Source organism: Micromonospora sp. NPDC048999, from assembly GCF_040649295.1.
In the GTDB taxonomy this organism is placed as follows: Bacteria; Actinomycetota; Actinomycetes; order Mycobacteriales; family Micromonosporaceae; genus Micromonospora.
Genome location: NZ_JBEZFI010000021.1, coordinates 65,008 through 83,748 on the forward strand (window position 1 = coordinate 65,008; position 18,741 = coordinate 83,748).

The 18,741-nt window shown below is 73.3% G+C and carries 13 protein-coding genes; 5 read left to right on the plus strand and 8 right to left on the minus strand.

Going from position 1 to position 18,741, the window contains the following annotated elements; genetic code table 11:
• Positions 1 to 9: 9 nt before the first annotated feature.
• Positions 10 to 1,929 carry a chorismate-binding protein gene (locus AB0C02_RS21155; protein ID WP_357550395.1) on the minus strand — a complete coding sequence of 640 codons (1,920 nt, stop codon included), beginning with the start codon at positions 1,927 to 1,929 and terminating at the stop codon, positions 10 to 12.
• 251 nt (positions 1,930 to 2,180) lie between these two features.
• On the opposite strand from AB0C02_RS21155, the gene AB0C02_RS21160 reads away from it, so the two are divergent.
• The gene (locus tag AB0C02_RS21160; protein WP_357550396.1) at positions 2,181 to 3,545 is read left to right on the plus strand and encodes an FGGY family carbohydrate kinase; all 1,365 of its coding nucleotides are present in this window, start codon (positions 2,181 to 2,183) and stop codon (positions 3,543 to 3,545) included.
• A 38-nt stretch (positions 3,546 to 3,583) separates the two neighbouring features.
• Here the strand turns inward: AB0C02_RS21160 and AB0C02_RS21165 are convergent, their stop codons facing one another.
• A complete protein-coding gene (locus tag AB0C02_RS21165) occupies positions 3,584 to 5,080 on the minus strand; it encodes a GH1 family beta-glucosidase (protein WP_357550397.1) in 1,497 nt (498 codons plus the stop codon).
• Between the two features lie 856 nt (positions 5,081 to 5,936).
• Here AB0C02_RS21165 and AB0C02_RS21170 point away from each other — a divergent pair.
• Positions 5,937 to 8,822, plus strand: coding sequence for a glycoside hydrolase family 48 protein (locus tag AB0C02_RS21170; RefSeq protein WP_357550426.1), 2,886 nt, complete (start codon positions 5,937 to 5,939; stop codon positions 8,820 to 8,822).
• Between the two features lie 343 nt (positions 8,823 to 9,165).
• Entirely contained in the window at positions 9,166 to 10,053 is an 888-nt protein-coding gene (locus AB0C02_RS21175; protein ID WP_357550398.1) for a phosphatase PAP2 family protein, read from the plus strand.
• A 2-nt stretch (positions 10,054 to 10,055) separates the two neighbouring features.
• On the opposite strand, the gene AB0C02_RS21180 is transcribed toward AB0C02_RS21175, so the two are convergent.
• Complete coding sequence (locus AB0C02_RS21180; protein ID WP_357550399.1) at positions 10,056 to 10,508, minus strand: YbhB/YbcL family Raf kinase inhibitor-like protein; 453 nt, start codon at positions 10,506 to 10,508, stop codon at positions 10,056 to 10,058.
• A gap of 98 nt (positions 10,509 to 10,606) precedes the next feature.
• Here AB0C02_RS21180 and AB0C02_RS21185 point away from each other — a divergent pair, with 98 nt between their 5' ends.
• The gene (locus AB0C02_RS21185) at positions 10,607 to 11,278 is read left to right on the plus strand and encodes a maleylpyruvate isomerase N-terminal domain-containing protein (protein ID WP_357550400.1); all 672 of its coding nucleotides are present in this window, start codon (positions 10,607 to 10,609) and stop codon (positions 11,276 to 11,278) included.
• Between the two features lie 64 nt (positions 11,279 to 11,342).
• Here the strand turns inward: AB0C02_RS21185 and AB0C02_RS21190 are convergent, their stop codons facing one another.
• Positions 11,343 to 12,197, minus strand: a complete 855-nt coding sequence (locus AB0C02_RS21190) for a DUF1028 domain-containing protein (RefSeq protein WP_357550401.1) — start codon at positions 12,195 to 12,197, stop codon at positions 11,343 to 11,345.
• A 15-nt stretch (positions 12,198 to 12,212) separates the two neighbouring features.
• Positions 12,213 to 12,821 carry a cadmium resistance transporter gene (locus AB0C02_RS21195; protein WP_357550402.1) on the minus strand — a complete coding sequence of 203 codons (609 nt, stop codon included), beginning with the start codon at positions 12,819 to 12,821 and terminating at the stop codon, positions 12,213 to 12,215.
• Between the two features lie 145 nt (positions 12,822 to 12,966).
• On the opposite strand from AB0C02_RS21195, the gene AB0C02_RS21200 reads away from it, so the two are divergent.
• Positions 12,967 to 13,869 (plus strand): hypothetical protein, encoded by a 903-nt coding sequence (locus AB0C02_RS21200; protein WP_357550403.1) that lies wholly within the window; start codon positions 12,967 to 12,969, stop codon positions 13,867 to 13,869.
• Between the two features lie 382 nt (positions 13,870 to 14,251).
• On the opposite strand, the gene AB0C02_RS21205 is transcribed toward AB0C02_RS21200, so the two are convergent.
• The 3 genes from AB0C02_RS21205 to AB0C02_RS21215 are packed head-to-tail and all read right to left on the minus strand — an operon-like array spanning position 14,252 to position 18,724.
• On the minus strand, positions 14,252 to 16,570 hold the full coding sequence (locus AB0C02_RS21205; RefSeq protein ID WP_357550404.1) for a transglutaminaseTgpA domain-containing protein: 2,319 nt from the start codon (positions 16,568 to 16,570) through the stop codon (positions 14,252 to 14,254).
• Positions 16,564 to 17,718, minus strand: a complete 1,155-nt coding sequence (locus AB0C02_RS21210; RefSeq protein WP_357550405.1) for a DUF58 domain-containing protein — start codon at positions 17,716 to 17,718, stop codon at positions 16,564 to 16,566. Before AB0C02_RS21210 ends, AB0C02_RS21205 begins: the two co-directional genes overlap by 7 nt.
• Positions 17,719 to 17,728: 10 nt before the next feature.
• A complete protein-coding gene (locus AB0C02_RS21215) occupies positions 17,729 to 18,724 on the minus strand; it encodes a MoxR family ATPase (protein ID WP_357550406.1) in 996 nt (331 codons plus the stop codon).
• Positions 18,725 to 18,741: the final 17 nt, after the last annotated feature.

Sequence of the window (18,741 nt, forward strand, 5' to 3'; positions counted from 1 at the left end):
TCGGCGGCTCTACCCGTGATCGGCCGGTGCTTGCCCGGTCAGCGCCGGGTGGGTGAGTAGGTGCCCGAGCAGGTCTGCGAGGACGGTCAGGCCGTCGGGGCTGAGCACCGATTCGGGGTGGAACTGGACGCCGGCGAAGCCGGGGCCGCGCAGCGCGTGCACGGCGCCGTCGGCCGGGTCTCGGGACACTTCCACCGGCCCGTACGTGGTGGTGATCCGGTCGGCGTCGGCGTGGGCGGTGAAGCTGGAGTAGAAGCCGACGCGGCGGGTCGCGCCGAACACTGGTACGTCCCGTTGCAGGCCCTGGTAGGGCGTGTCCCGGCGGTGCAGCGGCAGGCCGAGCAGCCCGGCGAGCAGTTGGTGGCCGAGGCAGACGGCGAGGGTGGGCCGGCCGCTGGTGAGCAGTTCGGTCAGCAGGGCCCGCATCGCGGCCATTTTCGGTTCGGCCTGGTCGTTCGGGTCGCCCGGTCCGGGGCCGACCACGACCAGGTCGTACGGGTCGACCGGGTCGGGCTGGTGCCAGTCGCGGCGGGTGACGGCCAGGCCGAGGGCGCGCAGCTGGTGGGCGAGCATCCCGGTGAAGGTGTCCTCGCCGTCGACGATCAGCGCCCGCCGGCCGGTCAGTGCGGGCAGTGCGGTGGTGTGCGGGGTGCGTTGGTCCAGCCAGAACCGGGCCAGCGGCGTGTTGCGGGCGGCGAGCGCGGCGCGTACGTGTGGGTCGTCGGCGAGTCGGACGGCGGGGCCGCGGCCGGGGTCGGGTGCGTCGGGGCCGAGGCCGAGCGCGGCGAGTACCCCGGCGGCCTTGGCGTGTGTTTCGGCGACCTCGCCGGCGGTGGTGGAGTGTCGGACCAGGGTGGCGCCGACCGGGACCCGTAGTTCGCCGGTGGGGGAGAGTTCGGCGGTGCGGATGAGGATCGGCGCGTCGAGGGTTTGGCGGCCTTGTGTGTCGCGGCCGAGTAGGGCGAGGACTCCGGCGTAGTAGCGGCGGCCGGTGCGTTCGTGGCGGGCGATCACCCGGCAGGCGTTTTCCATCGGGCTGCCGGTGACGGTGGGGGCGAACATGGTTTCCCGTAGCACTTCGCGGACGTCGCGGGTGCCCTGGCCGGCGAGCAGGTATTCGGTGTGCGCGAGGTGCGCCATTTCCTTGAGGTAGGGGCCGACGACCTGGCCGCCGTGTTCGGCGACCGTCGCCATCATCTTGAGTTCCTCGTCGAGCACCATGTACAGCTCCTCGACCTCCTTGAGGTCGTGGAGGAAGCGCAGCAGGGCGTCGCGGTCGGGTGTTGCGCCGGTGTGTCGGAAGGTGCCGCTGATCGGGTTCATCATGACCAGCCCGTCGTCGACGCTGACGTGTCGTTCGGGGCTGGCGCCGACGAGGATCCGGGTGCCGGTGTGTACGACGAAGGTCCAGTAGGCGCCGCGTTCGCGTAGCAGCAGTCGGCGCAGTGCGGCCAGGGCCGCGGTCAGGGGGTGGCCCTGGACGGTGGCCCGCAGGGTGCGGTGGATGACGAAGTTCGCTCCCTCGCCGCGGCCGATCTCCTCGGCGAGGACCCGGTCGACGGTCGCCGCGTACTCGGTGTCGGTGATGTCGAACGCGGCGTCGCGGGTGACCACGGGCGCGTCGGGCAGGGCGGCCACCACCTCGGCGAGGGGGACCCGCCGGTGCTCCTGGATCAGCAGGCATTCCAGGGGGGTGCCGTCGTCGACGCAGGCGAACCCGCGTTCGGCTATCTGCCGGTAGGGGACCAGGGCCAGGGTGCGCGGCCCGGGACCGTCCTCGGGCAGGGGGATGTCGGCGAGCCGCTCGGCGATGCGTACCGGGCCGGTGAGCAGGTCGAGGTGGTCGGCGCCGTCGCGGCGGATGAGCGCGAACGGGCCGGGGTCGACGCCGGCGGCGACGGCGGCCAGTGGGTCGTGCGGGCTGGTCATCGGGTCTCCTCGGTGGGCCGGTGGCCGCCGGCGGGGCGACCCGGGATGCCGGGGAGAGACCGGCGGCCGCCTCGTCGGGCGGCCGCGTGGGGAAGCTACGCGCGGGGGTGGGCCGCCGGGTTGGCGGGCCACCAGCAGGACAGGTGCGCGGGCATGGCGATCACTGTACGCGATGGCACGGGCGCGGGGAACGGATCGCGGGTGATCCATCTTGACTTCGGCGCCGCTCTCGGCGGGTTAGATTGACGGCGATGACCATTCTCGCGCTGGACCTGGGCACCTCGTCGGTGCGGGGGCTCGTGCTGGACGCGGACGTCGCCCCGTGTCCGGGCGCGTTGGCTCGGCGGAAGGTCCATCCGGCCACCGGCGAGGACGGCGCCGGCACCCTGGACGGCCCCGGCTACCTCGCCTGCCTGACGGAGTGTCTGGACGAGCTGGCCGCCGGCGGTCACCTGCGCGACGTCGAGCTGGTCGCCACCTCGGTGCAGTGGCACTCGGTGCTGCCGTTGGGCGGCGACGGGGAGCCGCTCGGCCCGGTGCTGACCTGGCTGGACACCCGGCCCGAGCCGCTGGCCGAGGCCGCCGGGCCGGCCGATCCGGATGCCTTCCACGAGCGCACCGGGACGTGGTGGCACCGCTGCTACTGGAGCGTCCGGCTGCCCTGGCTGCGGGAGCGGGCCGGTGGGCGGATCGGTCGTTTCGTCGGGCTGGCCGAGTATGTGCTGGGTGCGCTGCTCGACGAGGCGCCGATGTCGGTGTCGATGGCCTCGGGTGCCGGGCTGCTGGACCTGCGCCGGCTGGACTGGGACGCCGAGGCGTGCGAGCTGGCCGGCGTACGCCCCGGGGAGTTGCCGGCGTTGGCGCCGCGACGGTGGCACGGCCGGCTGCGCCCCGAGCATGCCCGGCGTTGGCCGCAGTTGGCCGATGCCCGCTGGGCCGCGCCGGTGGGCGACGGTGCCGCCTCCAATGTCGGCTCCGGCTGCGTCGATACCTCGCGGGCCGCGGTCACTGTCGGCACCTCCGCCGCGGTACGTCTCCTGCAGGCGGTGCCCGCCGGCACGCCGTTGCCGCCGCTGCCGGCGCAGCTGTGGCGGTATCGGGTCGACCATGAGCACGTGGTGACGGGGGCGGCGTACTCCAGTGGCGGGAACCTGTTCGCGTGGGCCGACCGGGAGTTGCGCCTGCCCGCGGCGGCTGAGCTGGAGGCGGCCCTGGCCCGGGCGACCGAGGGCCCGCGGATCGGGGTGAATCCCCGGTTCGGCGGCGACCGGCCGCCCGGCCGTGCGCCCGCCGGCTGTGGTGAGCTGCGTGGGCTCAGCTTCGACACCACCGCCGTCGACCTGCTCGCCGGGCTGATGACCAGCGTGTGCCGGCTGGTCGCGGACGACCTCGTCGTGTTGGAGTCCGGCTTGGACCAGCCGACGGAGGTGGTGCTCGGCGGTGGTGCGATGGCCGCCTCCGCGTGGTGGCGGGGGGCGTTCACCGAGGTGCTGGCGCCACGTACGGTGCGCTACCAGCACAATCCGGAGGTCGGCGCGACTGGTGCGGCGTTGGTGGCGTCGCATCGGGTCGCCGAGGCGGCGCGTCTCGGGGGGATCGGCGGGACGGGTGGCTGACCGGACGTCCCGGCCAGCCACCCGTTGACGCGACGAATTTAGAGGCCGTTGTTCTGGATGACGGTGCGGTACCAGTGGGCGCTGCGCTTGAGCACCCGGCGCTGCGTGGTGTAGTCCACGTAGACCAGGCCCCAGCGCTGGTCGAACCCTTCGGCCCACTCGAAGTTGTCCAGCAGTGACCAGACGTGGTAGCTCTCCAGGGGCACGCCGTCGCCGATCGCGCGGTGGGCGGCGGCGAAGTGGTCGCGCAGGAAGTCGATCCGGCCGCTGTCGTCGACGGTGCCGTCCTCGGCGAGAGTGTCCGGGCAGGGCAGCCCGTTCTCGGTGATGGTGAGCGGGATCGGGCCGTAGTCGCGGGTGACCCGGGTCAGGATGTCGTACATCCCCTCGGGGTAGATCTGCTGCCATTCGGCCTCGGAGGTGGGCCACTTGCGTTCGGTGCCGCCCTGGCCGGTGACGTAGATGGGCGTGTAGTACTGCACGGCGACCAGGTCGACGGGGCTGGAGATGATCTTCAGGTCGCCGTCGCGGATGCCGCGGGCCATCCGGCTGTCCGGGCCGAGGTCGGCCAGCACGTCCTGCGGGTAGGCGCCCTTGAGGATCGAGTCAAGGTAGAGGCGGTTCTCGTAGCCGTCGTACAGGTGGGTCGCCGTGGCCGCCTCGGCGGTGTCGTCGGCGGGGTAGCAGGGGTGCAGGTTCAGCGCGGGGCCGATGCGGGTCTTGGCGCCGGTGGCGCGCAGCGCGCGGACGGCGAGGCCGTGGGCGAGCTGGAGGTGGTGGGCGACCAGGTACGCCGCGTCGGGGTCCTGCCGGCCGGGGGCGTGGTGTCCCCAGATGTAGCCGTTCTGCACGACGGTCTTCGGCTCGTTGATGGTCAGCCAGACGGGCACCTGGTCGCCCAGGGCGCGGAAGACGATGTCGGCGTACTCGGCGAAGCGTTCGGCGGTGTCGCGGTTCTCCCAGCCGCCGGCGTCCTGCAGGGCCTGGGGGAGGTCCCAGTGGAAGAGGGTGGCCATCGGGGCGATGTCGCGTTCGTGCAGGCCGTCGACGAGGCGGCGGTAGAAGTCGAGGCCGCGCTGGTTGGGTCGGCCGGCGCCGTCGGCCTGGATGCGGGACCAGGAGATGGAGAACCGGTAGCTGCGCAGGCCGAGGTCGCGCATGAGGTCGAGGTCCTCGGCGTACCGGTGGTAGTGGTCGGCGGCGACGTCGCCGGTGTCGCCGTTGCGGGTGCGCCCCGGGGTGTGGCTGAAGGTGTCCCAGACGGATGCGCCGCGGCCGTCCTCCTTGGCCGCGCCTTCGATCTGGTACGCGGAGGTGGCCGCGCCCCAGGCGAAGCCGGTGGGGAAGCGCAGCGACCCCTGCGGGGGCGCGTCGGGGTCGGTGTCGGGGGTGGTGTCGCAGCCGGCGACGAGGGCGGCGGCGGACGCGGCGGTCCCGGCCATGCCGGCGCCGGCGAGCCCGGCACGGGCCGCGCCGGCGGCGGTCGCGGAGAGAGCGGCGCGGCGGAGCAGGCGCCGTCGGGTGAGTAGCGACATGGACGATCTCCTCGAAGTGACTGGCCACCCGGGCCGGGAGCGCTCCCAGCATAGGCCAGGCGTAGCCGGCCGCGTCCTGTGGGCGGACCGCGGCGCGGGGCGCGGACCGGTCGGGACGGGCGGCCGGCGGGGAGTGAAGGGGCGTCGCTCGGGGCGCCGGATGAACGGCGAGATGGGGCGGATAGCGCAAGGAGGCCGACCGGGAGGCGTGTCGCGCCTGTCCCGTCGGCCTCTTTTCCCGTCGACAACGGGGGTTTAGTGTGGGGACGGGGGAGGGCAACCCCCGTCCCCACGAGTGATGCACACACGCACGAGTGGAATTGGGTTCTGTCGTGCGTGTCGCGCGGGAGCCGGGCCACGCGAGTGGCTCTGGTTCCACCTCCCTCCAAGCCGGTGGGTGATGGCTGGCGACGGCGTCCGGGCTGGCCCGTCGTCAGCCTCTTGGGCTGGTGCGCTGGGGACACGGGGGTTCCCTAGCGAACTTGGACTTGCATATCGATCGATGGAAGCGCTCCCATCGGCGATGCTTGCGACTGTAATGCCCGTAACCGGTTTGTGAAAGCCCCTGAACGAGATCGAAACATGCGCGTGTCTAAGTTGCTCGGCCATTGTGGTGGGAGCGCTTCCATGGCAGACTCTCTCCAATCGCGACACGGAGCCAGCGCGCGCGAGCGTGGGCCGCCGAGGGCACCCGGACATCCCGGTGCGGCGTTCTGCGATCCCCGGCACGACCGGGTCGACCACCTTCCCGGGCGCTTCCGACCCCCCGCGTCCGCCCGTCCGACGCGTGGAGGCGCCCCGCCGGGGCCCGCACGGTCCCGGCCCGGTCCGAGGAGACACCGCGCACATGAGACTCATGGCAAGACGTCGCCGCACGGCGATGTTCGCCGCCACCGCCGTCGCCATCGCTGGCGTGGCCCTGCCGGCCGGCGCCGCGCAGGCCGCCCCGGCCTGCGACGTGTCGTACGTGACGAACGACTGGAATGACGGCTTCACCGCCAACGTCGACGTCAAGAACCTGGGCGACCCGGTCAACGGCTGGACGTTGAAGTTCACCTTCCCGAACAGCAGCCAGCGGGTGACGCAGGGCTGGTCGGCCAAGTGGAGCCAGTCCGGCAACCAGGTGACCGCAACCAACGAGTCGTACAACGGCAGCCTTGCCACCGGCGCCACGGCCAGCATCGGGTTCAACGGCGCCTACTCGGGCAGCAACCCGAAGCCCACCTCGTTCACCCTCAACGGGGTCACCTGCAACGGCACCCCCGCCAACCAGCCGCCGACGGTCACCCTCGACGTGCCGGCCGGGCCGTTCGTGGCGCCGGCGAACGTGCCGCTGACCGCCACCGCCACCGCCAAGAGCGGGAGCATCAGCAAGGTCGAGTTCTACCGCAACGGCCTGCTGGTCAACACCGCCACCAGCGCCCCGTACGCCTACACCCTGCAGAGCCTGCCGGCCGGCAGCTACACGGTGCAGGCCAAGGCGTACGACACCGTCGGCGGCACCGCCGTGGCCGAGAAGTCCTTCACGGTCAACCCCGCTGCCGGGCCGGCCCTGGTGGCCACCCCGCTCGCGCTCAGCGTGAACAAGGGCGGCAACGCCACGTTCAACCTGAAGTTGAGCGCCGCACCGAGCGGCAACGTGCCGGTGACGCTGACCCGCACCGGTAACACCGGCATCACTGTGTCGCCCACCTCGACGACCCTGACGACGTCCAACTGGAGCACCGGCGTCACCGTCACCGTCGCGGCGGCGGCGAACGCCGACACCAGCAGCACCGCCACGATCACCGCCTCCGCCACCGGCTACACCCCGGTGTCGGTCACTGCCACCGCGATCGACACCGGTGGCAGCGACAACGCCTACATCCAGAAGTTCCTCGACCAGTACAACAAGATCAAGAACTCGGGGTACTTCAGCCCGGAGGGCGTGCCGTACCACTCCATCGAGACGCTCATCGTCGAGGCGCCCGACTACGGCCACGAGACCACCTCGGAGGCGTTCAGCTTCTGGATCTGGCTCGAGGCGCAGTACGGCCGGGTCACCAAGAACTGGGCGCCGTTCAACAACTCCTGGACGGTGATGGAGAAGTACATCATCCCGTCGCACGCCGACCAGGCCACCGCCGGCGCCCCGGGCACCCCGCAGTACGCGGCCGAGTACCCGCAGCCCAACCAGTACCCGTCGCAGCTGCAGCCCAACGTGCCCGTCGGCCAGGACCCGCTGCGCTCCGAGCTGCAGTCCACCTACGGCACCGGCGACATCTACGGCATGCACTGGCTGCTGGACGTCGACAACAAGTACGGCTATGGCCGCTGCGGCGACGGCACCACCCGCCCGGCGTACATCAACACCTTCCAGCGGGGCCCGGAGGAGTCGGTGTGGGAGACCGTGCCGCAGCCGACCTGTGACACGTTCAAGCACGGCGGCCAGTACGGCTACCTCGACCTGTTCGTCAAGGAGTCCAGCGCCCCGGCCAAGCAGTGGAAGTACACCGACGCCCCGGACGCCGACGCCCGCGCCGTGCAGGCCGCCTACTGGGCGCTGACCTGGGCCAAGGCGCAGGGCAAGCAGGCCGACGTCGCGGCGACCGTGGCCAAGGCCGCCAAGATGGGCGACTACCTGCGGTACTCGCTGTTCGACAAGTACTTCAAGAAGATCGGCAACTGCGTCAACCCGAACAGCTGCCCGGCCGGCAACGGCCGTGACTCGGCGCACTACCTGCTCTCCTGGTACTACGCCTGGGGCGGCGCGTACGACGCCAGCCAGAACTGGTCGTGGCGAATCGGCTCCAGCCACAACCACTTCGGCTACCAGAACCCCTTCGCGGCCTGGGCACTGACCAACGTGGCCGAGCTCAAGCCCCAGTCGCCGACCGCGCTCTCCGACTGGCAGAAGAGCTTCGACCGGCAGCTGGAGTTCTACACCTGGCTGCAGTCGGCCGAGGGCGGCATCGCCGGCGGCGCCACCAACAGCTGGGAGGGCAGCTACTCCCAGCCGCCGGCCGGCACCGCCACCTTCTACGGCATGTTCTACGACCCGGCCCCGGTCTACCGGGACCCGCCGTCCAACCAGTGGTTCGGCATGCAGGCCTGGTCGATGCAGCGCATCGCCGAGCTGTACATGCAGACCGGCAACGCCAAGGCCAAGGCCCTGCTGGACAAGTGGGTGCCGTGGGCCATCGCGAACACCACGCTGGGCACCAACTGGTCGATCCCGTCGGACATGAAGTGGACCGGCCAGCCCAACACCTGGACAGACAACCCCCCGCCCAACACCAACCTGCACGTCACGGTGACCAGCACCGGCCAGGACGTCGGCGTCGCCGCCGCCTACGCCCGGACCCTGATCGCGTACGCGGCCAAGTCCGGCAACACCTCCGCCAAGAACACCGCGAAGGGGCTGCTCGACGCGCTGACCGCCGCCGCCGACAGCAAGGGCGTCTCGCGGCCGGAGAAGCGCGAGGACTACAAGCGCTTCGGCGACGTGTACAACGCCAGCACCGGCCAGGGCCTGTTCATCCCGTCGGGCTGGACCGGCAAGATGCCCAACGGCGACGTCATCGCCCCGGGCAAGAGCTTCCTGGACATCCGGTCGTTCTACAAGAACGACCCGGACTGGCCGAAGGTCGACGCGTACCTCAAGGGCGGGGCCGCGCCGACGTTCAACTACCACCGGTTCTGGGCCCAGGCGGACGTCGCCATGGCCTACGCCGACTACGGCACCTACTTCCCCGCGGGGTGAGGTGACCACTCCGCCACGGGTGGCCGGCCCACTCGTGGCGGAGGCCGACCGGGCCGAAGGGGGAACACTGCGGCCCGGTCGGCGAACGGCCTGATTCCCGTCAGGCCGGGTGGGCCGGTCCGTCTGGCCGACGCAGCGGACGGACCGGCCCACCCTTGCGTCCGTAGTCGAACTTGCCGCGAAAACACCCGCGAAAAACCGGCCGCCACGGGATCACATGGGGGCCCCGGAGGGAGTAACGTACGTCACCAGAGAGGCCGCTCCCCCCGTGGCGGCCTCTCTCCTATTTGCCCGGCCCGTTTGCCCGGCCGGGCGGGCGCCTGCGACGGCCGGCAGTTAAGTTGTGCGAGTGCACGAGACTGCGAGAGGTTGGACGGCGGTCTGGACGGTCGTTCTGGCCCTGGCTCAGGCGGCCGCGTTCTACCTGGTCTGGCGCTTCGCCGTGCACACCACGCTCGGCCAGTGGACCGACACCGTCGCGCTCACCGGCAACCAGATCGGCCAGGACCGCATCGACGGGCCGGTGGACCGGATCCTCAACGCGATGTCGGTGGTGTCCCTGCTGGCGGCGACCGCGGTGATCGGCTTCATCGCGCTGATCCGCAACCGTATGACCCTCGCGGTCACCGCCACCCTGCTGATCGCCGGCGCGAACATCAGCACCCAACTGCTCAAGCACTACCTGACCCGCCCCGACTTCGGCATCGACCCGCAACGCGCGGGGGCCGGCAACAGCCTGCCCAGCGGGCACACCACAGTGGCCGCCTCGGTGGCGGTCGCGCTGATCCTGGTGCTGCCGCCGAAAGTGCGGGTGGTGGGAGCGTTCCTCGGCGTCGGCTACGCGGCCGCCGCCGGGGTGGCCACCCTCTCCGCCGGCTGGCACCGGCCCAGCGACGCCATCGCCGCGTACCTGCTGGTCGGGGTCTGGACAGGGGTGGCCGGGCTGACGCTGCTGCTCTTCCAGCGCGAACGCGCGGCGATCTCGCCGGCCGACGCGCACCGCCTGGCCGCCACCGTGCTCGGCCTCGGCGGCACGCTCGCGCTCGTCGCGTCCGGGCTCGCCCTGTCCTGGCTGGCCCGGCTCGCCGACATCCCCGCCGACGAACTCAGCCACCGCCCGCTGCTCATCGCGTACGCCGGCAGCGCAGCCGGCATCGTCGGGACGATAGCCGTCGTGGCCGGGCTGGTCCTCGCGGTGGTGCACCGCCTCGTGCCCCGCCACCAGGGCTGACCTCAGCGGTAGAAGGTGCCCACCATCGTGCCGCTGGCGATCTCCTTGTCGGTCAGCGCCCGGCGCACGTCGGGCACCTCCGGCGACTCCGGCAACTGCAACGGACGCTCCAACGCGTAGAGGCGGAAGAAATACCGGTGCGGGTCCTCGTGCTGCGGCGGATGCGGACCACCCCAACCGGTGGTGCCGAAGCCGTTGGCCCACTCCCGGCCGCCGAGCGGCACGCCGCCCTCGGAGACCCCGTCCGAGTGGGGCGAAATCCCGGTCACCAGCCAGTGCAGGAAAGGAGTCTTCCCGGCGTCCGGGTCCTCCACGAACAGGATCAACTCCTCGGCCGAGTCGGGCACCTGGGACCACTCCAGCGGCGGCGAGACGTTCCCACCCTCACGGGAGAAACGCCCCGGAAGCATGTCATGGTCGTTGAACGCGGTACTACGGAGCATGATGCCGGCCATCGTGCCTCCTCTCCTCGTCCCGCCGCGCGTACCCGGCGCGACAGCTGCGAAACGACCGGTGGCACGCTGGCCCGGCAGGCAACGGACGGGGAGATCGGATGGACACGGTACGCGCGGCGTTCCGGCACGAGTGCGAACGGCTGGAGGAGGTGCTGCGCGGCCTCGACGAGGCGGACCTGGACCGGCCCACGCCCTGCCCGCCCTGGTCGGTGCGGGACCTGCTCGCACACGTGCGCACCGGCGCGGGACGACTGGTCGACATGCTCGCCGCGCCGCAGCCCGAACGGGCCGAGGTGGACGCCGCCGCCTACTTCGGGACGGCCAAGTTCACGCCCGAGGTGGACAGCGCCCGGATCGACAGCGCCCGGCGGGAGGCGCGCGAGCTGCCCGGCGTACCCGAGGTGGCCGACGGCTTCGCGCGGGCCTGGCGGGCGGCCGACGCGGCGGCGGCCGCCCAGCCGCCGGGGCGGCTGGTGCGCACCCGGCACGGCGACGCGATGACCCTCACCGAGTTCCTGCGCACCCGCGTCGTGGAGGTCGGCGTGCACGGCCTGGACCTGGCCGACGCGCTCGACCGGCAGGCGTGGCTGACCCCGACAGCGGCGAAGGTGGTGGCCGACCTGCTGTCGGGCGGCCGGCCGATGCCGCCCGGGCTCGACTGGGACCCGCTGACCCTGGTCCGCAAGGCCACCGGCCGGGCACCGCTCACCGACCGGGAACGGACACTGATCGACCGGGCCGGCTTCCGCTGGCTGTCCTTCAGCGGCTGACCGCCGCCCGTCCGCAGCTGGCCCGGACCGCCCGCCGGCGGACGCGATCCGGGCCGCGCACGGGTCAACCGCCGACCGGACCGGCCGGGGCGGTGCGGCGCAGGTGCTCCAGAACGATCGGGTCGATCCGGCCGTCCACCAGCCGTTCCTCCAGGTTCTCCACACCAGCCCAGGAAGCGAGCGCGTCGTCCAGGCCGGCCGCGCCGACCGGGTGCCCGGCGGCGGCCAGCAGCGCGGCCACCTCGTCGGCCAGGGCGCCGATGAGGTCGCGCAGGGTGGCCGGGTCGGGCTTGCCGAAGAGCATGGTGTGGGTGTCGAGCAGGCGACCCAGCTCGGTGACCGGGTCGGGGTGGTCGTCGACCCGCAGGTCGACCACCTCGTCGCCGGTGCCGGCGTACCCGCCGCGCCGCTGCACCACCAGCAGGCCGGCGCTCTGTCGGCCGCGCCGGTCGCCGCCGGCCCGGTCACCGGCGTGCAGCGCCGCCAGCAGTCGACGCGGGAAGGGCAGCTCCGCCCCGCCCAGCCAGGCGTCCCGTATCGCGTCGATGACGTGCCCGCCGGCGAGGATGTTGCCCTGCGCGGCCCAGCCGTCCCCGGCCTGGCCGCCGGCCCACGGATGGCAGTGCGGCCCGGTCCAGGTGGCCCCGTCGCCGGTGGCCCCGACCACGCCGAGCTGCCGCTCGTCGCAGCCCGGGTCGGCGGCGATCAGCCCGGCGACCACGTCCGCCGGGGCCACTCCGGTCCGCAGCAGCGCCAGCCCCTGCGACCGGTAGGCCAGGTTGACATGCGCCTGGGTGGCGACGGCGCCCACGTCGGCCTCGGCGGCCGGCACCAGCGCCCCGGCGGCGAGGAACTTGCTGGCCACGGCGACGCCGTGCAGGCGGCCGTCGGCGGAGCGAGCGACGATCGAGAAAGTCATTCGCGGATTCTAGTTTCAGTACCCGCCCGGCTCGATGACGCCTGATTGGATGACGATGACGGTGCCGATGAGCATGAACACGCCGGGCACGATCCAATGCCCGAACCGTTGGACGGTTCCGATGATCCTCTCGTGGGAGCCGAGCCACGATCCGGCCAGGCACCAGGCCGCGACTCCGACCCCGAATACGGCGACCGTGACGAGACTGTCGGCCATGGCGAAGGTGCGGAACACCGGGGTGTAGACGGAGATGTTGTCCGCCCCGTTCGCGACGGTCAGCCCGATCACGGAGGCCAGGCCGGTGGCCATGGCCAGGGTCGGCAGTTCGCCGCCGGCCCGGGCGCGGATCGCCGCGATGAGGCCCCTGACGCCGAGGGCGAACGGTATCAGGCCTACCAGTCCCACCCACCGGTCCGGCACGACGGCCAGGCCGAGGGCCGCCGTGGCGGACACGATGAGCAGCAGGGCAAACCCCGCGTACTGCCCGGTCCAGATCTGCCATGGCCGGGGCTTGCCGGACGTTTTGGCGGACAGGAACAGCACGGTCAGCACGATGATGTCGTCGATGTTCGTGCCGGCGAACACCCCGACCGCCGTCCCAATCGTCCCCAGAAGCTCTCCCACAGCGCAGCACAGTACGGGTTCTCTCCCGTAACGCCGCGATGCGCGTAAGAAACGCCCGGTGTGTGCAACCGATGACCGTGGTCTGTCGTCCAACCCATCAGTGCCGGCGCCAGCACGGGCGACCGATGGGACATGGGGGCAGCGGATGAGTCGGATCAGGTACCTGGTGGCTGCGATGGCGGTCGGGACGTTGCTGGTCGGCTGCGGCGAGCGGGTCGGCGCGGAGCGGGACGCTCCGGGTGGCCAGGCCACCGACTCCGGGGCCGCGATGGGATCGCCGCCGGGGGATCCCGTTGCGCTGATCGGTTCCTGGACGGTGACGGAGGTCGACGGCGGCGCGGGTGACGTTCTGCGGCTCGCCTCCGACACCGACGGCGGCCTGCTGCTGTTCGGCCGCTGCGGGGTGCGGATGGGCACGTGGCGGGCCGCTGCCGACGGCCTGTTCGTCGCCGATGCCACCGACGGTTCCGTTTCCGGTAACGCCCGGGGATGCGGCCCCGGCACCGAGGCCGCCGATGCCTGGCTGCGTCGGGCCGCTGCCTTCCGGGTGGACGGCGACAGCCGGGTCCTGCTCGACGGCCAGGGTGTGCGGGTGGCCCGGCTGCTGCCGGGAGCGAAGCCGACGCCGGGGCCGAACCTGCTGCCATCCCTGGCGGAGCCGCCCACGGTCACCGACGAGGCTCGGCGTGCCCTCGCGTCGGCCGCAGCCCTGCCGTCGACGTTGACGCCAGCGCGTCGGGACGCCCTCCTCGGCCGTTGGGTGCCCGCCGACGGTCGGCGGGACGGGCCGCAGGCGCCCTACGTCGAGCTGCGCGACGACGGCGAATGGCAGGGCTCCGACGGGTGCAACGGCCAGAGCGGACGGTGGGTCGCCGGCCCGGACGGTGCGGTCCTCGCCACCGCCGGACCCAGCACGCTGATCGGTTGTGACAACGTCCCGGTGGGGTTCTGGCTCTCCGCGGCCAGCCGGGCCGCGCTGGACGGCCAGGTGCTCGTGCTCTTCGACGCCCAGGGCAAGGAGACGGGCCGGCTGCGGCGCGACAGCTGAAGCAGGCCGCCGGTCAGTAGGAGCCGCCGTCGCTGCCGCGCCGTCGTGGCTGCCACCGTCGTAGCCGACGGCGTCACCGTAGACGCTGTTCTCCAGGATCGCCGCCGAGTAGCGGTCGCCCGGGTCGGCGCCGCGTTCGAAGGTGTCCCGGTGCCGGCGCGGGCCGGACCGCCGTAGTTGCTGGGCCGCCTTGCGGGCCGCGGCGAGCTGCTCCGTGCGGGTCGGCGCGCGGCGGGCCCGTACGCGCCACCGCCAGCCGGCGGCGGCCAGCAGCGCGCCGGTGAGGGCGGCGATGACCGCCCAGGTAACTGCGGGCATGCCTTCGGCCGCGGCGGTGCGCTCAAGTCCAGCTGGTACGACGGTAGGGCCGGCCGGCAAGCGGTCAGCGGCGCCAGCGCAGCGGACCCGGGTGGACGGTCCACAGCAGCCGCCGCCACCACGGGCGGGCCGCCCGCAGCGCGGCGGCATACCGGTCGGCCAGTTCCGCGGCCCGGTCCGCCTGGGCGGGGGTGGCGGTGTGCGGGGCGAAGGCGACCTGGTTGAGCAGCCCGGCCAGCTCGTCGGGTTCGCCGTCGGGCAGGTCGACGTGCGGGGGTCCGGGGCGTGCCGCCCGGGCCTCGGCCAGGGTCCGGCGGGCCTGCTCGGCGACCTCGGCGGCGGCCAGGTCGCCGCCGACCGGTCGGCCGGCGAGGCGCAGCGCGTCGGTCAGTTCCCGCCAGGCGCCGGCGATGCGCCGGCCGGGGTCGCCGCGTCCGAGGCGGGCGCGGGTGAGGTTGCGGCGCAGCATGGCCAGGGTCAGCAGGGCCAGCCCGACCAGCAGCACCAGGGTGCCGCTGCCGCCGCCGACCAGCACCGGCCTGTTCAGGCCGCCTCGGTCGGCGTGCGGGCCGGGTGCGGCCTCGGCCGGCGGTGTGGCGGTGGGTTCCACCGTCGGCTCCGGCACCTGGGACGGGGGTGTGTCGTCCGGGGCCGGGCGGAAGTCCTCCTCCACCGGGCGGGCTTCCTGGTCGGGGCGGGGCATCGGGTCGAACGGCACCCAGCCGACGCCGTCGAACAACACCTCCGGCCAGGCGGACGCGTCGGCCGCGCGGACCGGTCCGTCGCCGCTGGGTGCGAAGCCGACCACGACCCGGGTGGGTAGGCCGGCGAGCCGGCCCAGCACCGCGAACGCCGCCGAAAACTGCTCGGAGGTGCCCCGCTGCCCGCCGCCGTCGCGCGGCCCGAACAGGAAGAACGCCAGGTTGGGGTAGGCGTGCCCGCTGGGCGCGTCCGCGGTGACGCGGTAGTGCTCGGCGAGGAAGTCCTGGATGGCGGTGGCACGGGCGTACGGGGCGCTGTTGCTCTCGGCGAGTTGGGTCGCAAGGCGGCGCAGCTGCTCCGGCGCGCCGTCGGGTACCCGCAGCACCCGGGCGGCCGGGGCGCCGGCCGGCACGTTCGCCGTGGCGAGCAGGTCAGCATCGAGGTGTTCCCGGGCGGAGGTGACGGTGTAGCGCAAGCCCGGGGTCAGCCCTTCGGGGCGAATCAGTGTCGCGGTGGCCGGATCGTAGGCCACTCGGGCGCCGGTGACCTCGCGGGGAGTGGGCACGGCGGGCAGCAGCCGGCCGGTCAGGTCGGCGACGGTGATCTGCTGGCGGACGGTGTCGGTGGCGGTGCCCGAGGCGGGTTCGGTGGCAGGCAGGATCCGCCCGGCGTTGCGGTAGGTGGCGCCGACCCGCCAGGTCACGCCGTCGTAGTCGCTGAGCACCGCGAGCCGCAGGCGGGCCTGCCCGCCCGGGCCCGCCTCGGTGCGCACCTCCAGCAGCTGCTGCTCCGGGTTCAGCGCCCAGCCGGAGATGCGGACCAGCGGGTTCTCATCCAGTGACTCCAGCTGCGGCGGTTCGACGTAGCGGCGCGGGTCGACGGGGCGCTCGTCGACCCGGGCGGCCACCAGCGGGGCGAGCAGGGCGGCAAGCGCGACCACCACCGCCACCCCGGCGGCGCTCGCGGCGAGCAGGCGTAACCGCACCGCGGCGCGTACCGCCGGGGTGAGCCCCGCCGTCGGGTCGATGCTGGCCAGGCCGTCGCGGTGTGACGGCATCGCCAGGCCGGCGACGGCGACGGCGGCGAACACGACGGTCGGTGCGATCGCCGGGCCGGCGTTGGGACCGACCACGTAGACCGCGCCGGCGTAGAGCAGCACGGGCGGGAGGTAGCCGAGCAGCACCCGGCCGGTGCGCAGCGCCACCTCGGCCGCGGCGAGTCCGGCCAGCCAGGCGGCGACCACCGGCAGCAGCACGGTGTCCGGTGCCGGCTCGACGGGGATCATCGCGGTCAGCAGCCGGGGGATGGCGTTGCGGGCGGCGTCGGCCGTCACGTCGGCGAGGCCGCCGGGCAGCGCGGCGTGGCCGGCGGCCAGGCGCAGCGACAGCAGGGCCCATCCGGTCAGGCCGGCCACGGACAGCGGGGCGACCGCCCAGGACGGCAGCCGCCGGGCGGCGACGCTCAGCAGCACCGAGCCGATCGCCGCGCCGAGGACCAGGCGGGTCAGCAGCGAGTCGGCGTACACCCGGCCCAGCACCACGCCGGCCAGCGCGATCATGGTGATCAGCGCCAGCGGCACCGGCAGGGCCCGCAGCGCGCGGGTCACCGGTCCGCCGGGCCCGGCGGTGGGCGGCTCGACCGGCCGGTGCGGGTCTGCCGGGTTCCGGGGCGCGGTCACCATCGGCGGATTCCGTCCCACTCGGCGGCGAACTCGGCGCCGTCAGCGGCGTCGATCACCAGCAGGCCGGCCGCGCCGGGCGGCGTCGGTTCGGCCGCGCCGAACATCCCGACCACCACCGACGGGTACGCGCCGTGCAGCGCGTCGACGTGCCCGAGGTCGGTGCGGCCGCCCGGCCCGGTGAGGAAGACCAGGGTGTCGCCGAGCCGTTCCTGCCGTAGCCGGCTCATCGTGGTGCGCAGGGGGTCCTCGCCGCCGTCGGTCAGCTCGACGGCGGCGAGCCGGTCCAGCGGGCCGATGGCGCCGGCGGGGTCCTCGTCGGCGGGGGCGACCAGCAGCAGGCTCACCGGCAGGCCCTCCCGGACGGCCGCGGCGACCACCGAGGCGGCGGCCTCGCAACCCGACTCGAATGACTCGGCGGTCCCGGCCACCCGTTGCGGGTGGGCGGACGCCCGGTTGTCCAGCACCACCACGATCCGGGGGAGGCTGGTGTCCACGTTCTCCCGCACCATCAGCTCGCCCACCCGGGCGCTGGTACGCCAGTGCACCCGGCGCAACTCGTCGCCGACCACGTATTCGCGCAGCGAGTCGAAGGTGATCGAGCCGTGCGGGACGCTGTCGGTGCGCCCGTCGAGGCTGCGTCCGGCGCCGGTCGGCACCGCCGTCAGCGGGTGGATGCGCGGGTGCACCCAGACCGGCACGGTCCCTCCGTAGGATCGGGCCAGCGCGACCAGGCCGAGGGGGTCGCGTCGGGTGACCCGCAGCGGGCCGACCGGCACCACTCCGCGGCGGTGGGTCGGCACGTCGTAGCGCACCTCGGTGTCGCGGCCGGGACGCAGCCGCAGCAGCGGCACCGGCACCAGGGCAGCCCCGCAGCGGTCCTCGGCGAGCAGGTTCGCCGCCCGCAGCCGCCCGGTGTTGCGGACGGTCAACGTCATCGCGGCCGGTTCCCCACGGGCCACCCGGTCCGGGTCGGCGACCCGCTCGACCGTCAACCGGGGCCGCCACGCGGCGCTGACCAGGGCGTACCCGACGGCGACGGCGGCCGCCGCGCCGAGCACGGCCAGCTCCGGGTACGCGAAGCGGAAGCCGACGCCGAGCAGCACGACGGCGGCGACGAGCAGCCCGACGCCGCGGGCGGTGATCCCCACGATCTGCGTCTCAGCCCTGCACTGGGGTGGGTTGGCCGGACGGCAGCGGCACCGGCACCGAGGCGACCGCCTGGCGCAACACGTCGGCGGCGGTCACCCCGCGCACCTGCGCGTCCGAGGTGAGCAGCAGCCGGTGCGCGAAGACCGGCTCGGTGAGGGCTTTCAGGTCCTCCGGCATGATCCAGCCCCGCCCGTCGATCAGCGCGTACGCGCACGCCGCCCGGGTCAGGGCGATCACACCGCGGGGGCTGACCCCGACCCGCACCTGCGGGTGGTTGCGGGTGGCCGCGGCCAGCCGCACCGCGTACCCGTAGAGCGGTTCGGCGATGTGCACCCGCTGCGCCATGCGCACCATCTCACCGACGGTGGCGGTGTCGGTGATCGCGGTCAGCGAGTCGGGGGAGCGGACCGTCGCCCCGCGCAGCACCTCAACCTCGACCGCCTCGTCGGGGTAGCCGACGGACAGTTTCACCAGGAACCGGTCGAGCTGCGCCTCGGGCAGCCGGTAGGTGCCGTCCATCTCCACCGGGTTCTGCGTCGCCACCACCAGGAACGGCTGCGGCACCGGGTGGCGTACGCCGTCGACGGTGACCGTCCGCTCCTCCATCACCTCCAGCAGCGCCGACTGGGTCTTCGGCGACGCCCGGTTGATCTCGTCGGCGATGACGATGTTGGCGAACACCGGCCCCGGATGGAACTCGAACGCGCGGGTGGCCTGGTTGAAGATGGTCACCCCGGAGACGTCCGACGGGAGCAGGTCCGGGGTGAACTGGATGCGCCGCCACTGACCCTTCACCGTCGCCGCGACCGCCCGGGCGAGGGTGGTCTTACCGACCCCCGGCACATCCTCAAGCAGAATGTGCCCCTGGGCGAACAGCGCGGTCAGCGCCAGCCGGACCACCTGCGGCTTGCCCAGCACCACCGCGTTGACATTCTCGGCCAGCCGGGCGGCCAGGGCGGCGAAGCCCTGCACCTCCGGCTGGGTGAGCGGTTCGTGGGCGATCACGTGCGCGAAGCTCCTCG

Bases quoted from the DNA above. Each gene is read 5' to 3' on its own strand.
- AB0C02_RS21155 (WP_357550395.1), bottom strand. From the start codon at position 1,929: ATGACCAGCCCGCACGACCCACTGGCCGCCGTCGCCGCCGGCGTCGAC.
- AB0C02_RS21160 (WP_357550396.1), top strand. From the start codon at position 2,181: ATGACCATTCTCGCGCTGGACCTGGGCACCTCGTCGGTGCGGGGGCTC.
- AB0C02_RS21165 (WP_357550397.1), bottom strand. From the start codon at position 5,080: ATGTCGCTACTCACCCGACGGCGCCTGCTCCGCCGCGCCGCTCTCTCC.
- AB0C02_RS21170 (WP_357550426.1), top strand. From the start codon at position 5,937: ATGGCAAGACGTCGCCGCACGGCGATGTTCGCCGCCACCGCCGTCGCC.
- AB0C02_RS21180 (WP_357550399.1), bottom strand. From the start codon at position 10,508: ATGGCCGGCATCATGCTCCGTAGTACCGCGTTCAACGACCATGACATG.
- AB0C02_RS21185 (WP_357550400.1), top strand. From the start codon at position 10,607: ATGGACACGGTACGCGCGGCGTTCCGGCACGAGTGCGAACGGCTGGAG.
- AB0C02_RS21190 (WP_357550401.1), bottom strand. From the start codon at position 12,197: ATGACTTTCTCGATCGTCGCTCGCTCCGCCGACGGCCGCCTGCACGGC.
- AB0C02_RS21200 (WP_357550403.1), top strand. From the start codon at position 12,967: ATGAGTCGGATCAGGTACCTGGTGGCTGCGATGGCGGTCGGGACGTTG.
- AB0C02_RS21205 (WP_357550404.1), bottom strand. From the start codon at position 16,570: ATGGTGACCGCGCCCCGGAACCCGGCAGACCCGCACCGGCCGGTCGAG.